The organism is Prauserella sediminis (genome assembly GCF_014195435.1).
Lineage (GTDB): Bacteria > Actinomycetota > Actinomycetes > Mycobacteriales > Pseudonocardiaceae > Prauserella > Prauserella salsuginis.
In genome coordinates, this window is record NZ_JACIBS010000001.1 from 3,829,679 (window position 1) to 3,843,955 (window position 14,277).

13 protein-coding genes are annotated in these 14,277 nt (G+C 66.8%); 4 read left to right on the forward strand and 9 right to left on the reverse strand.

The features are described 5' to 3' along the window. Positions 1–22 precede the first annotated feature (22 nt). The 7 genes from FB384_RS17360 to FB384_RS17390 all read right to left on the reverse strand — a co-directional run bounded on the left by FB384_RS17360 (position 23) and on the right by FB384_RS17390 (position 7,865). A complete protein-coding gene (locus FB384_RS17360; RefSeq protein WP_183784381.1) occupies positions 23–1,000 on the reverse strand; it encodes an AraC-like ligand-binding domain-containing protein in 978 nt (325 codons plus the stop codon). A gap of 328 nt (positions 1,001–1,328) precedes the next feature. Further along, a complete protein-coding gene (locus FB384_RS17365; RefSeq protein ID WP_183784383.1) occupies positions 1,329–2,726 on the reverse strand; it encodes an MFS transporter in 1,398 nt (465 codons plus the stop codon). 82 nt (positions 2,727–2,808) lie between these two features. Then, on the reverse strand, positions 2,809–4,008 hold the full coding sequence (locus FB384_RS17370; RefSeq protein ID WP_183784385.1) for a cytochrome P450: 1,200 nt from the start codon (positions 4,006–4,008) through the stop codon (positions 2,809–2,811). Positions 4,009–4,033: 25 nt separating this feature from the next. Then, positions 4,034–5,302 (reverse strand): NAD(P)/FAD-dependent oxidoreductase, encoded by a 1,269-nt coding sequence (locus FB384_RS17375; protein WP_183784387.1) that lies wholly within the window; start codon positions 5,300–5,302, stop codon positions 4,034–4,036. Then, positions 5,280–5,606, reverse strand: a complete 327-nt coding sequence (locus FB384_RS17380; protein ID WP_183784389.1) for a 2Fe-2S iron-sulfur cluster-binding protein — start codon at positions 5,604–5,606, stop codon at positions 5,280–5,282. The genes FB384_RS17375 and FB384_RS17380 overlap by 23 nt, the downstream gene beginning before the upstream one ends. Positions 5,607–5,637: 31 nt before the next feature. Further along, a complete protein-coding gene (locus FB384_RS17385; RefSeq protein WP_183784391.1) occupies positions 5,638–6,828 on the reverse strand; it encodes a cytochrome P450 in 1,191 nt (396 codons plus the stop codon). 92 nt (positions 6,829–6,920) lie between these two features. Continuing rightward, on the reverse strand, positions 6,921–7,865 hold the full coding sequence (locus FB384_RS17390) for a LysR substrate-binding domain-containing protein (RefSeq protein ID WP_183784393.1): 945 nt from the start codon (positions 7,863–7,865) through the stop codon (positions 6,921–6,923). 1,253 nt (positions 7,866–9,118) lie between these two features. On the opposite strand from FB384_RS17390, the gene FB384_RS17395 reads away from it, so the two are divergent. The 3 genes from FB384_RS17395 to FB384_RS17405 are packed head-to-tail and all read left to right on the forward strand — an operon-like array spanning position 9,119 to position 11,473. After that, a complete protein-coding gene (locus FB384_RS17395; protein WP_183784395.1) occupies positions 9,119–10,177 on the forward strand; it encodes an NAD(P)H-dependent amine dehydrogenase family protein in 1,059 nt (352 codons plus the stop codon). Then, positions 10,170–10,766 (forward strand): TetR family transcriptional regulator, encoded by a 597-nt coding sequence (locus FB384_RS17400; RefSeq protein ID WP_183784397.1) that lies wholly within the window; start codon positions 10,170–10,172, stop codon positions 10,764–10,766. The genes FB384_RS17395 and FB384_RS17400 overlap by 8 nt, the downstream gene beginning before the upstream one ends. Further along, positions 10,754–11,473, forward strand: a complete 720-nt coding sequence (locus tag FB384_RS17405) for a hypothetical protein (protein WP_183784399.1) — start codon at positions 10,754–10,756, stop codon at positions 11,471–11,473. The genes FB384_RS17400 and FB384_RS17405 overlap by 13 nt, the downstream gene beginning before the upstream one ends. 429 nt (positions 11,474–11,902) lie before the next feature. On the opposite strand, the gene FB384_RS17410 is transcribed toward FB384_RS17405, so the two are convergent. Next, positions 11,903–12,496 carry an AAA family ATPase gene (locus FB384_RS17410; RefSeq protein WP_221212772.1) on the reverse strand — a complete coding sequence of 198 codons (594 nt, stop codon included), beginning with the start codon at positions 12,494–12,496 and terminating at the stop codon, positions 11,903–11,905. Further along, positions 12,489–13,130, reverse strand: a complete 642-nt coding sequence (locus tag FB384_RS17415) for a bifunctional 4-hydroxy-2-oxoglutarate aldolase/2-dehydro-3-deoxy-phosphogluconate aldolase (RefSeq protein ID WP_183784403.1) — start codon at positions 13,128–13,130, stop codon at positions 12,489–12,491. Before FB384_RS17415 ends, FB384_RS17410 begins: the two co-directional genes overlap by 8 nt. A gap of 195 nt (positions 13,131–13,325) precedes the next feature. Here FB384_RS17415 and FB384_RS17420 point away from each other — a divergent pair, with 195 nt between their 5' ends. Beyond that, a complete protein-coding gene (locus tag FB384_RS17420; RefSeq protein ID WP_323985304.1) occupies positions 13,326–14,276 on the forward strand; it encodes a Gfo/Idh/MocA family protein in 951 nt (316 codons plus the stop codon). Position 14,277: the final 1 nt, after the last annotated feature.

The following is a 14,277-nucleotide window of genomic DNA, read 5'->3' on the forward strand; positions in this document are numbered from 1 at the left end:
GTGGTTCGCCGCGCCGCGCGTGCTACCGCGCGGCGCGGCGGAACGCGCTGGGGGATACGCCGACTTGCTGCCGGAAGGTGCGCGAGAAGTGTGACGCGTCCGGGTAGCCCCAGCTCGTCGCGATGTCGGCGATCGGCCGGTTGGCGTGCAGCGGATCGGCCAGTTCGCGCCGGATTGCCTCGATGCGCTGTTGGCGGATCCAGGCTGAGACGGTCGTGCCCTGTTCGTGGAACAGGGCATGCAGGTGACGCGTGGAGATGTAGACCGCGCGGGCGATGCTGTCCGGATTGAGGTCGGTGTCGCCCAGATTGTCCGTGATGTACTGGCGGATGCGCAGCATCAGCGACAGATGCTCGTGGTCTGCTTCCGCGGTGTGCGCCAGGGCCGCGGTGCTCAGCAGCGCAGAGATCAGCTCCATGGCGGTGCGCACCACCCGCGCGGCGACGGGCCCCTCGAGTGCGGTGAAGTCGCTGGATATCTCAGTCAACAGCGGGGTGACGAGTCTGGTCAGCCGTTCCTCCGGGCCCAGCGAGATCGCGGTGATGGCGCGGACGTGGTCGGGGCTCGGGTCGACCAGATCGCGCGGGAACATGATCACCACGGCGTCCACGTGATCCGGGAAGCGCAGATCGTATGGCCGCGCGGTGTCGTAGACGCTCACGCTTCCCGGCACCATCGTCGCGCTGCGCGCGTCCTGCGTGAGCTCGCCGCTGCCGTTGACCAGCAGCATGATCTTGTAGAAGAGCCGCTCGGAGGCGTCGATGAGGGCCGGCGTGCGGTGCACCTCGTGCGGACTGACACGCAGTCGGGAGAAGAACACGCCGTCGATGACCCGGCCGCGAATGGTGCCTGCGAATCGCCCGTCGGTGAGGTCGTCGACCACCAGGGGCACGAACGACGACGACACCACACGTTGCCAGGCGAGCACCGATTCGGTGGCGAACGCAATCGGGGGCAGGGGCGATTCGAGGCGCGGGCCTGCTACCGGTGATCCGGGCATGCACCCTCCTTCCATGGCGACAACGCTGGCGCTTGAGCTCGGACAATATCGCGCACGACCGGTCTCGGCGCCGCGGTGAGCGCCGAGACCGTCGTTGGCCGCCCTGGAACGGGCCGGCACCGTGATGCTTCCCGTTACACGCGCCGCGGTCACATCGTCGGCACCCTGGTCGGCGTGTCGGTGTCCAATAGGGGCCGCCAGGCCGGGTCCGCTGGTCAAGGCAAACGTCCTGGAAGGCTCGGCCTGGCACCGTGAGCCCACCGCGCTCGTGGTGTTCGCGCCCAGACGTCGGCAATGTCGGCGTGTACCTGGCGGGGCGGCCCGGCTCTCATCGCACGTGCGCGGGCTCGTCGGTCGATAGGTGTGCCGCCGAGAACACGGTTGCTCCGCGCTCCTGCTCGGCTTGATTGTCCACGCCGAGGTCGATTCCCTTGCGGTCCCGCAGGAGTGAGCAAGCGACGACGGCGAGTGCGAACATGGCGAGCAGATAGGCGGCGACCGAGTAGATGCTTCCGGTCGCCTGGACGAGCGTTGTGGCGATCATCGGTGCGAATGCGCCGCCGAGGATCGCGCCGAGTGCGTACGAGATCGCCACGCCGGAGAACCGGACCGAAGCCGGGAAGATCTCGGCATACCACGCGGACTGAGGACCGTACGCGAGACCCAGTCCGACCGTGAACAGTGCGAGGCCAAGGAAGAGCGGCCAGATGTGGCCGGTGTTGACCAGGGCGAACATCGGGACCACGGTCAGGATCAGGCTCGCATAGCCGATCAGATATGTGCGTTTGCGTCCGAGTCGATCGGCCATGATGCCCGACAGGAACGTCGTGAGTGTCCACAGGGCGGCGGCACCGGTGATGGCAAGCAGGACGGGGGTTCGCTCGAGGGCCACGGCTCCTTCCGGGTCGGTGGCGTAGTTGGTGATGAAGCCGCCGGTGGTCATGTAGCCCGCAGCATTGTTTCCCGCGAAGACGAGGGCCGCGAGGACGATGAGCAACCAATGCCTGCGGAACAGCTCGATGATCGGGGCCTTGGTCTGCTGCCGCTTCGCCGCCATCTCGGCGAACACCGGGCTTTCGTCAACGGAGCGCCTGACCACGTAGCCCACGCCGATCAACACCGCGCTCAGCAGGAACGGGATCCGCCAGCCCCAGTCGAGGAAGGCTTGTCCGGGCGCGATGACGCCGGTCATCAACGCAGTGACACCGGAAGCGAGGAGCATTCCGAGCGGCACCCCGATCTGCGGGAACGCGCCGGCTCGACCGCGGCGATGCCGCGGCGCGTGCTCGACGGCCATCAGGACGGCGCCGCCCCATTCTCCGCCGGCCGAGATTCCCTGCAAGATGCGAAGAAGTAGCAGCAGGATCGGGGCAAGAACGCCTGCGTTCTCATAGGTCGGCAGGAGGCCGATGAGGGTCGTCGCGCCGCCCATCATCACCAGGGTGACGACGAGCATCGCGCGTCTGCCGATGCGATCGCCGAAGTGGCCGGCGAGGAAGGCGCCCAGCGGCCGGAAGACGAAGCTGATACCGACGGTCGCGAACGCCAGCAACAGTCCGATCTCCGATCCCGCCGGAGCGAAGAACAGCTGGGAGAACACGAGCCCGGCGGCCGTGCCGTAGATGAAAAAGTCGTACCATTCGATGGTCGTACCGATGACCGTCGCGAAGGCGACTCGCCGCGAGTTTCGTGCTGTCGCGCTTGCAGTGGGTGGGGATGTCGTCATTTTCTGTTCCTCTTCGTTGAGGCGAAACGGCGCCACCGGTGGGTCCCGGCGGACGACAGAAGGGGATGTGCGGGGCGCGCTGTCACGCGTCCCAGGTCACGGGCAGCGTGGTCAAGCCGCGGAAGACCCAGCCGTCCCAGACCTCGGGGCGCCTCGGGTCGGTGCGTAAGCCGGGGAGCTCTGCGTACAGCAACGGCACCGCGACCTCACCGATGGCGATCCGGGCGGCCCAGTGGCCGGCGCAGAGGTGTACGCCGCTGCCGAACGCGAGGTGCGGCCTGCGTTCACGGTCGATGTCGAACTCGTCGGGATGCTCGAACGCCGCAGGATCGCGGTTCGCCGCACCGACGACCACCCCGACGGGTGCTCCGGCCGGAAGTTCTACCCCCTGCAGCTTGACCGCCCGCGTGGTCTCCCTCGGATACATGCCGATCGGGGACTGCCAGCGGACCGCCTCGTCGAAGACCAACGCCCACAGGGACGGGTCGGCAAGGACACGTCGGCGCTGCTCGGGGTAGCGGGACAGTGCCCACACCGTGTTCGTCACGGCGTGCTGCGGCTCGTTCATGCCGCCGGCGATAACCAGTTTGACGTTCGCGGCGACCTGCTCGGAAGGGAGGCCGCTCGCGATCAGCGCCGAAGTGATGGATCCGTCGGGAGCCTCGCGATAGAAGGGGATGAGCTCGTTCAGCAGCGCGTCGACCTCGTCTTGTGCGGCGTCGCAGCGACGCCATATCTCTGCGTCGTCGAGCAGATTTCCCGTGCCGGCGACGAACGCGTGCGACCACCGGCGGAGATCATCGACGGTTACGTCCGCGAGCCCCAGCAGGTCGATGAGGTTCTGCGATGCCACCGGGGCTGCGTAGTCACCGTTGAGATCGGCCTCGTCGGGGCCGTGCGAGAGCAGGGTCTCCAGATGGTTCCGGGCGTTCCGCTCGAAAATCGGAGTCCAGTGCGCCCGAAGACCTTTCGGGCGCAGTGAGGCGTTGATCGCTTTCCGCTCCCGGGCATGGTCGGGGTCGTCCTTGCGGAGCATCGGGGTCGAGCCCATGGCTCTGGCCATGGTCGCGCCGCCGCCCTGTACCGCCGCGGAGAACGTCTCCTGGTCCTCTTCGATGGCGCGGCAGGCCGCGGACGAGGTCACCAGATACCTGCCGAGAACGGGCACCCAGGCAACGGGTGCCTCGCTCAGAAGCCGCCGGTAGGTGGGGTAGGGGTCAAGCATCAGATCCGCGGGATCGACCCAGTCGGCGATGGGTGCCGCGGCCGTGGTCGTCGTCATAGCGGTTCCTCGTGGTGTGATGTGCTCAGGGTGTGGGGGTGAGCGCTCGAGCGAAGGTCTTCAGCGAGAAGCCGGGATCGTCCAGTTGTTCCGGTGCGGGTGCGCGTCCCTCGACGAGCAGTCTGCGGGCGGCCATGTGGTCGGCAGGCCGGTTGAGTGATTCCACTGCGACGAGCCGTTCGCCGCGGTAGGAGCACACGGAGAACTTCCCGTCGGCTGGATCACCGAGGACGAGGGCACGGTCGTCGGGCCGCCGGAGGCCGGCGATCTGCAGCTTCATCGACCCCTGATGGCTCCAGAACCACGGCAGCTCCCGATATCCGCCGGGTTCCTCGCGGCCCAGAATCGCCGCCGCCACGTGCCGGGCCTGGTCGGTTGCGTTCTGAACCGACTCGAGACGAATCCGGGTGCCCGTGAACGGATGCGGGAAGCTGGCGCAATCCCCGATCGCGTAGATGTCGGGGTCGCTCGTGCGAAGGTGCTCGTCGACAACGATCCCGTTGTCCACTGCCAACCTCGCCGTTGTGGCGAGGTCGTCCCGAGGGACGACACCGATGCCCACGAGGACCAGGTCGGCCGTGTACTCGGTGCCGTCCGTCCCGATCGCGCGGCGGACGCGACCGTTGTCGCCGAGGAAGGCGGTCACGCCCGTGCCGAGCCGCAGGTCAACACCGTTGTTGCGGTGAGCCTCGGCGATGTGGTTGGCCATCTCGGCCGACAGCGCACGGCCCAAGGGCCGCTCGGCTGCCTCCACCACGGTGACGGGGAGGCCGCGCTTCCGGGCGGCGGCGGCGAATTCGAGCCCGATGAACCCAGCCCCGACGACGAGCGCGGATTCGCACCCGGCCATCGCGGCTCGTACGGCCTCGGCATCGGCGAGGGTGCGCAAGGAGTGGACGCCTTCGAGGTCGGAGCCGGGTACCGGCAGGCCGCGGTTCGCGGCACCGCACGCGATGACGAGGCTGTCGTAGGGCAGCTCGCGCCCGTCGGACAGGTGAACCCTTCTGCCTGACCGGTCGATCATCGTGGCCGACACGCCCGTGCACAGCTCGATCCGCTGCTCGGCGAAAAACTGCGTGCCCCGCAAGGGAAGGAGTTCAATGCCGGCCGTGCCGAGGTGTTCCTTCGACAGCGGAGGCCGTTGGTAGGGCGGGCTCGGCTCGTCACCGACCAGCGTCAGCGGGCCGGTGTGCCCCGCTGCTCGGAGGGCCTCGACTACCTGGACGCCCGCGTGGCCGGCGCCGATCACGACAACGCTCGTAGTGGCCGCGTCAGACTTGTGAGCCGGGCACATCGACCTCGACCTCCTCGAGATCTGGGCCGAGAACCACCTGACACCCGAGTCTGCTGTGGGTCTCGTCCCGCGGTGCGGCCGTGCACTCCAACATCTCTTCTTCGTCCTCGCTGATTTCCGGTAGCCGATCCAGGTAGTCGTCGCGGACGTAGACGTGGCAGGTCGCGCACATGGCCTGGCCGCCGCATTCACCGACGATGCCGGCGACGTTGTTCTGCAGAGCCACCTTCATCACGGAAGCGCCGTCGGGCGATTCGACAACATCGGTCTCGCCGTTGTCGCGGTGAAAGATCACTTTGGGCACGGGAACTCCTCGAGAGGATCGGGTTCGGCGGTCAGTCCCAGAGAACGGGCAGCGAGGTCACGCCGCGGAACACCCAGCCGCCGCAGACCGCGGGTCGGGCGGGATCGAGCCGCAAGCCGGACAGTTCGGTGAACAGCCCCGGCAGCGCGACATTCACCACGGAGGCGCGGGCGACCCAGGCCCCCGCGCAGAAGTGGTTGCCGCCACCGAAGGCGAGGTGTGGTTTCCTGGGGCGGTCGATGTCGTAGGACTCGGCATCGACGAAGATCTCCGGGTCACGGTTCGCAGCGCCGACCGCGACACCGAGGCGCGCGCCTTTGGGGATGTGCAGGCCGGAAAGCTCGGTATCCCGGGTTGCCTCTCGCGGGTACATGCTGATGGGGGCCACCCAGCGGATCGACTCCTCGAAGGCATCGGACCAGCGCCCGTCGGCGACCACGGAGGCGAGCTGCGCGGGTTGGCCGAGGAGAGCCCACGCCGTCGTCGCGATCGCGTCCCGAGGCTCGTTGAGCCCGCCGCCGATCGTCATCTTGAAGTTCGCTCGCAACGATTCCAGCGGCATACCGGACGCGCCGAGCGCCGACAACAAACTGCCGTTCGGACGGTCGCGCAGGATCGGCAGCATTTCGTCGATGGCCACATCGACTTCGTGGGACGAGCGTTCGGCCGCGGCCCAGACATCGGGGTCGTCGGCGTAGTTCCCGGTTCCGTCGATCATGGTCTGCGACCACCGCTGGACGTCCTCCTGCGTGGCGTTCTCGAAACCCATGATCACGCGGAGATTCTCCGCGGCGAACGGTGCGGCGAACTCCGTGACCAGGTCCGCGCCGGGGCCGGCCTCGCGGAGCCGTTCCAGGTAGGTCGCGAAACTCTGCTCGAAGACCCTGCTCCACTCGTGCTTGATCGCCTTGGGGCGGAGTACGCCGCCGTAGGCCTTACGTTCGACGTCGTGTTCCGGGTCGTCCTTGCGGAGCATGCTGTGCCCCATCGAACGCTTCATGAGCGAGTTGGTCTCGTCGGCTGTGAAGCGTTCTTGATCGAGCTCGATGGTGTGGCAGGCTTCGTACCCGATCACCAGGTAGCGATTGACCGCGGGGACCCAGTGGATGGGCGCCTCGGCACGGAGGCGCCGGTAAATCGGGTACGGGTCCGCGTAGAGATCGGGGATGGTGACCCAGTCCGCCGAGGGAATGGATCGCGGGTGCGTCGTGTCCACGGTCATCGTTGACGTGTCCCTTCTGACTCCGTTGGTCAGAAGTGTGAATTCGACTGCCTCCCGAAGTAAACTTCCAAAAAATTGGCAAGGACCGAACTTCAGGTTTGGTTTACGGCGGTCCGGGTCTGGCGAGTGCGCGGGTCCAGCAGGTGACCGTTCGCCTGAGCGAAGTCCACAAGAGCCCTCGCCCGATCGGTCAACCGCACGTCATGGGGCCACATCATTCGTACGACGGCGGGTCGGACGGAGGGGCTGATCTCCCGGACTGCCAGGGGCATGCCGTCGTACGTCGTGGGTGAAGCGGGCCGCTGGATGAGGATCGTGTACCCGAAACCGTGTGCGACCAGCGAGCGGGTGAGTTCGAAGTCTGTGGTCCGCTGCACGATGGTCGGCGTGACTCCCGCGTCCGCGTAGAGCATCAGCGTGTGCTCCTGTGCGGGCGGGAAGTTGAGGAGGATCATCGGCTCCGCGGCGAGGTCGGCCAGGCTGACCGACTCCGCCGACGCGGCGGGGTGATTCTCCGGCAGGAGCACGTACGGCGGTGCTTCGTACAGTACGACCGAGTCGAGTCCCGCCGGCAGGCCCATGTCGTAGCCGACCGCCAGGTCCAGCGACCCGGCGAGCAGCCGGTGTGGCAGCTCTGCCTGACTGCCCGTGACGACGGTCAAGTCGACGGAAGGGTGCTGCTCAGCGACCCATCGCATCAGAGTTGGAACGATGGTGGGCGCCAGCGTGGCGTAGCAGCCCAGGACCAGAGGGCCGACCAGTTCGGCCCCGCCGCTCGCCGTTGCGAGCTGTAGCTCGTCGGCGTCTCGGAGCAGCGTGGTGGCGCGGTTGTAGAGGAACGTCCCGGTCGGGGTGAGGACGACCCCGTGAGCCTTGCGCCGGACCATCAGCTGCGTGTGCAGCGTGCGTTCGAGCTCGGTGATCGCCGAGGCGACGGCCGTCGGCGTGACGTGGAGTGCGCCCGCGGCCGCCGAAATCGAACCCGCATCCGCGACGGCGACAAGGTACTCGAGCTGGCGCAGCGTATAGCTCGGCATGTGAACCTCAGGTGTTCGGTCGGCTTCGTCTTTGAAAGCACGGTGCGGAATTAACGTTATCCGGTCGACTTTCGTGGCCATGGTGGCTGCTGCCCTCGGCCTCGCGCGTCCGAATCGGTCGCAGCCGTAGCGTGTCTTGGCTGCAAGGTCGCTCGATCGAGACGGGGCGCGGCTATGCGCCTCGTGCAGCGCAGATGGCGGTCGTCGCAAGCCAACCGGTCCCGCTTCGCCACGGGCTTTCGCTAGCGACGGGCTCCACCACGCTGTGCTCGGCGGACAACCACAATCACCCGTCGCACGCGTCAACAACCCCATGGGAGTCACAGCTGGAACCTGCACGTCAACGCTCATGACGGTGCTGACCATCTGCGTCATCCGAGGACGCCGGTGCCGCGGCCGGACTGTCATCTCCGGAAGATGCTGACCTGCGCTCCATCCTCGGACTGGAAGCTGCGAGGGCCAATCTCGTCGTCCTGCTCCGCCCGAAGGTGCAGGCAGTGCAGGCGGATCCGACGGAGTCATGTCGGTGCGTACGTCGGACCGCTATCTGTCCGAGCTACGTGAGCGGGCAGCTGGATCTTCGACAAGGTCGCTAGGCAAGCTGCTGCCGAAGCTCGGGCACAGGAACGACGTGGTTGCGGATCTGGGTACGAAACGATTCGCCGTGGTGCCTCGTTCGCACCCACCGCGACGTCTCATACCAGTGTTTCTGCTGGTGAGGTTGCTGCGCGACGTGTGCCGGATGCCTCGTAGGCCGTTGGCCGTCGGTTCAAGTCCGATCCGGCCCATCCTTGTGACCCTGCATGGTCATGACGCGACTCGCGAGGTCACGGTCGTTTGTCCGTGCCCTCGCGCGCTTCGCCGGCTCAGGACCGCACGCATACCGAGGAACACCCCCGAGCTGGTTGAACCGATAGTGCCGGTCGAAGTTGTGGACGCTGGTCTCGCTCATGTCGTGACCGGGATCGAGGAGGCTGGCGTTTCTGGCTCCGCTGGGGCGGCACAGGATTGCCCGTTCACGAACGGCGCAGAGTTGATCGTAGGCGGCGGGCTCGCGCTGTGAGTGCCGAACGTCCGGACCTGCGGGTCCGCGCGGTGGGGCGAAGGCTGTCGTGCTCGCTCAGGCAGGTTCTCCGTGCCAACCACAGGCACGCGGCCGAGCCAAGGAGCTGCTTTGGCTCCGACATGTTGCGATACACGACCCTCTGAGAGAGACTCTCTCATGTTGAGAGCCTCTCTTTCGAGGAGGGTTTGTGTTGCGGGTTGCCCAGTGGGCCACGGGCGGAGTCGGCAAGGCCGCTATCGAAGCGGTGTGGGCTCATCCCGAGCTGGATCTGGTCGGTTGCTACGTCCATTCCGAAGCCAAGCGCGGCTTGGACGTCGGTGACATCCTCGGCACGCAGCAGGTGGGTGTAATCGCCACCGACGACGTCGAGGACGTCCTGGCGTTGGACGCGGACGCGGTGGTGTATGCCCCGCTGATCCCGAACGCCGGTGAGGTGGCGCGCATCTTGCGATCAGGCAAGAACGTGGTCACCCCGATCGGCTGGTTCTATCCGAGCGACCGTGATGCCGAACTGGCACGGGCGTGCATCGACGGCGGCGTCACATTGCACGGCATCGGCATCAACCCCGGTGGGACGACCGATCTGCATCCGTTGGTGTTCTCGGCGATGTCGTCGAAGGTGACGTTCGTGCGCGCCGAGGAGTTCTCCGACATGCGCGGCTACGACGCCCCCGACGTGTTGCGGTGGGTGATGGGCTTCGGTGGCACCCCTGAGCAGGCGCGCGAATCCCCGATGCGCGGTCTGCTGACCGGTGGGTTCACCCAGTCGATGCGGATGTGTCTGGACACACTCGGAATCGCCGGGGCCCCGATCCAGACCTCCCACGAGATCGCCGTGGCCACTGCGCCGATCGAATCCCCGATAGGGATCATCGAGCCGGGCCAGGTCGCAGGGCAACGCTTCGGGTGGGACGCGACGGCCGGCGATCAGCCGGTCGTCCGGATCGCAGTCAACTGGCTGATGGGAGACCAGAACCTGGAGCCGGCCTGGGAGTTCGGGTCCGACGGGGACCGCTACGAGATCGAGATCAGGGGAGATCCCGACACCTTCGTGACCATTCGGGGCTGGCAGCCCGGGACCGTCGCGGAAGGGCTGAGACGCAATCCCGGCATCGTGGCGACCGCGAACCGCTGCGTCAACTCGATCCCGTACGTGTGCGCAGCCGCACCCGGGATCAAATCCAGCCTGGACCTGCCCGTTGTCGCCGGGCGTGCACATCCGGATCTGGGGGTCGCGCGTGTCTGAATCATTACGAGACCGACAGAAGGCACAGATCCGCGGCGACATTCAACGGGCAGCGGTGCGACTGTTCGCCGAGCGCGGTTTCGACGCGGTGACCACCGAGGAGATCGCGGCGGCCGCAGGTATCGGTCACAGCACCTACTTCCGTTATGTGACCAGCAAGGACGACCTGCTGCTCGGCATTCTGCGCCGGGCAGGTGCGGCCATCGTCGACAACCTGCAGGCACGACCTCGCGGCGAGTCGGCAGAAGAAGCGCTGTGCCAGGCGAGCCTGCGGTGGAGCCGAGCATTCATCGCCGAGGAGGAGGCACTGGGCAACTGGCGTGCGGCGATTCGGGGGGCACCGCATGTACTCGACCGAGTCGCGGTGGTCGGCGCATTCGAGCGCGCGCAGCTGACCAAGCTTCTCGGCGACCGGATGGGCGCGCGCCCCGACGAGGACATCCGGCCCGGCCTGCTCGTCCACACGGTGCTCGCTGCCGCCGAGTTCGCCCTCCTGCGCTGGCTCGACACCGACGATCCCCGTGGCCCCACCTTGCATCAGCTCACCGAACAAGCACTCGAAGGAGCCCGGACCCAATGTTGGAAGTAACCGAGTCCACGGCGGCGCACCCTGTGCGCAGCGCCGGTATTCTCCGCGTCTGGATGGTGGTTGCCGCGTTCGTCCTGGCCGGCGCCGCGGTACCGATCGCCCTGCATATCGCGCGATACGGCCTCAACGTCGGGCAGATCATTCTGGTGACGTTCACCTGGATCAACGTGATGATCGCCCTGTGGGAGATCTCGTTGAACCTCCGCATCTCCCTGGTCGAACGTCAGCACACGCAGTTCGCCGCGGACTACCGCGGACGCGAACTCGACCGGGTGATCGACTTCTTCAACGCCCCCATCCGACTCCGCGAGATCGTGCGGCCCAGCACCTGGGCGCAGGTCTGGTCGTCGTACTCGCTGTTCGATCCCGCCTATGCCAACCGCAAGTCGTTCGGATTCTGGGTCGACTCCGGCAACGGGTACGTGACACTGATCCCGTCGCTGCTGTTCATCTACGGTCTCACCTTCGACATCATGCCGGCGCGCACGTTGGGGATCATGGGGCTGATCATCTTCTGGATGATGTTCTACGGCACGGTCATCTATTACGCCGCCTACTTCTTCAACAAGGAATACGTCGGGCACACCAAACGCAACCTCGCGATCTTCATCGGCGGGACGAACAGCCTGTGGATCTTCGCGCCGACATGGGGACTGATCGCCAGCATCGTCCTGATCGACACCGGTTCCTACGAGTTCCTCCGATAAGCACACACGCCGTCACCACAGTCCCTACTCGCCCGCATCGTGACCCACGACGGATACATCGGCCTCATGGTCGACGGGAGGCTCCGTTACCGACCTGGAGCGCCACACGGAACGGCACCCGCCAGTATCGAAGTCCGGCGGAGACGTCGTATGACCGGCACTTTCCAGACGGTTGAACGAGGTTGAAGCGGTCATGGAGGTGAGGCCGCTTCGACTATGCCGGCTTTCCGAAATGGTCGTCCGCGGAAGTCACCGGCGCGTCGGCACTTGTTGAAACGCCGTTGGCAGTGTCGGAGGCCTGTCCGGCGCACCTCTTCGGCGGCACGAGCCCCGTGGAGAACCGCCCCGTTGGTCCTGAATACGGGCCGGGCCAACCGGCGGAACGACATTGTTTCTCCGTTTGCCTGCACCGTCCGCGGCAGCCCCCGACTACCTGGTGAGCCGTACGACGGCGTCGAGGTCGGGTTCGCCGTCGTTGTCGACAACGACGCGTTGAGCGCCGGACCACGCGCAGTCTCGGGTTCCCAGTCGTTGCCAGAATGCGGGCCAGGCGGCGAGCTTGGCCTTGTCACGTGGCAGAGCTCGTCGCGTGAGGCGTGCTCGGACCGTCTCTGCGGAAGCCCGCACGTCGACCACGACGACAGGTGTTCGCGCGGGCCACGAGGCTCGGTCCGCGGAGGTGGTCAAGAAATCCGGGTCGCCGAGGTAGGCCGCGAACGGAGCGTCGAGGACGACCGGGAGTCCGAGCCGGAGGTTGTCGGCCGCGGTCGTGAACAGGGCTGCGTACTCGGCAGGCATGAGCTGTTCGACGTAGGTCGGGTCGTCTTCCCGTCCTCCGGCTCGTCGGCCGGCGAGTTCGAGTGCTGCGTCGACGATCTCGCCGGCTATCGAGTCCTTGTCGAGATAGACCGCGCGGAACTTGCGCGCGAGTTCCTGGGCCACATGGGACTTTCCCGAACCCGCGGGTCCGATCGTGACGAAAGCCGGTGGCGGCTCGGTGATCGTGTGCGGTGGCTCAGGCACGGGCATCGGCCACCGCCTCGAGGAACGACCGGGCCGCAGCACGTACAGGGTGTTGCTCGGTGGTTTCCCGCCGTGCGGCCTTGGTGATGAAGCTGCCGACGCCGACCGCTGCGACTCCGGCATCGAACCAGTCGGACACGTTGTCCGGCGAGACCCCACCGGCCGGGACCAGGGGGATGTGGCCGAGCGGTTCGAGTACTGCGCGGGCGTAGTCGCGGTCGAGCACCGACGACGGGAACAGTTTGACCAGGTCGGCTCCCGCGGTGGCTGCTTGGACGATCTCGGTGGGCGTGGCCGCTCCGCAGATGCTGACGACCTGGTAGCGGCCGGCGGTCTCGAGCATGCCGTGGTCGAGGTGGGGGCTGACCAGGAAACGTGCGCCGGCCTGAATGCTTGCGTACGCCGAGGTGGCGTCGAGCACGCTGCCGGCGCCGACTTCGGCATCCGGGTGCTCCGAACTCAGCCGGCGAATCACGTCCAACGCCCCCGGCGTCGTGAGCGTTACTTCGACCGCCCGGATCCCACCGGCGATGGCCTCGCGGGCCACCTCGTAGGACTCCTCGGCCGTGGGGAGACGCACGATCAGCACGGTTCCGGTGTCGTGCACGGCAGTCAGGGTGCGCATCTTGCGCATCGAGTCACCTCGCTGGGTTGTCGTCGGTGTTGACAGACCCTAGGGCCTTCTGCTTCGGTAATGCAACCGATCTCAGCAACCGATTGCAGCAATCGATCTCAGTACGATGAGCAGCAGTAACAGATCCACGACGCAGTGGGGAGGCGCGCGGTGAGACGTCCGCGTACAGCAGTTCTGGGTGCTCGCCACTGGCATGTGCCCCTGTACCTCGATGCCTGGGGTGACACGCACGATGTCGTGGCGGTCCAGGACGAGGAACCAGACCAGGTCACCGACATCGCACGACGTCTCGGCGCGCCGGTGTCTGGGGAGGTCGAGGCCGCACTGGACGCCGGGCCGCTGGACGTGGCTTATGTCTTCGGGCCGCACGACCGCATGGCCGACGCCTGCATGGCCTTGATCGAGCGTGGCGTGGCGTTCGTGGTCGAGAAGCCGGGCGGTCTGGGCTCTGCTGATCTGAAGCGGGTTCGGGAGGCAGCGGCCTCGGCGGGCGTCGCGGCGACCGTTCCGTTCGTTCAACGCGGCGGGCCGGTCGATCACGCCTTGTCTCTGGCCGGCACCCCGACGTATTACCGCGCGAGTTTCGTGGCCGGCCCGCCGCAGCGCTATCGAGAGGCGGGCTGCTCCTGGATGCTCCAGCCCGGTCGCTCCGGTGGTGGGTGCCTGGTCAACCTGGCGCCGCATTTCGTCGATCTCTTCCTGCAGCGCAGCGGTGCCAGGCATGTCGAGCTCGTGCAGGCCCGGCTTTCGGCAAGCCTGCACGGCAGCGACGTCGAGGACCACGCCACCCTGATACTCGCAGGTGACGACGGCAGCGAGGCGATCATCGAGGTTGGCTACGCCTTCCCGGCGAGCCCTGCCAAGCGGTACAGCTCGTACACCAGCGTCGGCAGCAGCGGATTCGTCGATGTAGCCACCTCGGGGCAGATCTCGTTCACGCGCGCCTCCGACGGCGTCTGCGAGCCGAGCGTGATCGACGTGGACAGCGACCCGCTGTACGACTCGTTCGTCCGACGAGTGGCCGATACCTGGGAGGACGACTTCGCCGGGCTGCCGAGTCTGGCCGACCTCGGCGACACAATGGAGCTCATCTGGACCGCGTATGGGCGGTCTTCCGTTCCGTCCCAGGAGGTCAGCCTTGGCTGAG

Excerpts from the sequence above, each read along its gene's own strand:
- FB384_RS17360 (WP_183784381.1), bottom strand. The coding sequence starts at position 1,000 with ATGCCCGGATCACCGGTAGCAGGCCCGCGCCTCGAATCGCCCCTGCCC.
- FB384_RS17365 (WP_183784383.1), bottom strand. The coding sequence starts at position 2,726 with ATGACGACATCCCCACCCACTGCAAGCGCGACAGCACGAAACTCGCGG.
- FB384_RS17370 (WP_183784385.1), bottom strand. The coding sequence starts at position 4,008 with ATGACGACGACCACGGCCGCGGCACCCATCGCCGACTGGGTCGATCCC.
- FB384_RS17375 (WP_183784387.1), bottom strand. The coding sequence starts at position 5,302 with ATGTGCCCGGCTCACAAGTCTGACGCGGCCACTACGAGCGTTGTCGTG.
- FB384_RS17385 (WP_183784391.1), bottom strand. The coding sequence starts at position 6,828 with ATGACCGTGGACACGACGCACCCGCGATCCATTCCCTCGGCGGACTGG.
- FB384_RS17390 (WP_183784393.1), bottom strand. The coding sequence starts at position 7,865 with ATGCCGAGCTATACGCTGCGCCAGCTCGAGTACCTTGTCGCCGTCGCG.
- FB384_RS17405 (WP_183784399.1), top strand. The coding sequence starts at position 10,754 with ATGTTGGAAGTAACCGAGTCCACGGCGGCGCACCCTGTGCGCAGCGCC.
- FB384_RS17415 (WP_183784403.1), bottom strand. The coding sequence starts at position 13,130 with ATGCGCAAGATGCGCACCCTGACTGCCGTGCACGACACCGGAACCGTG.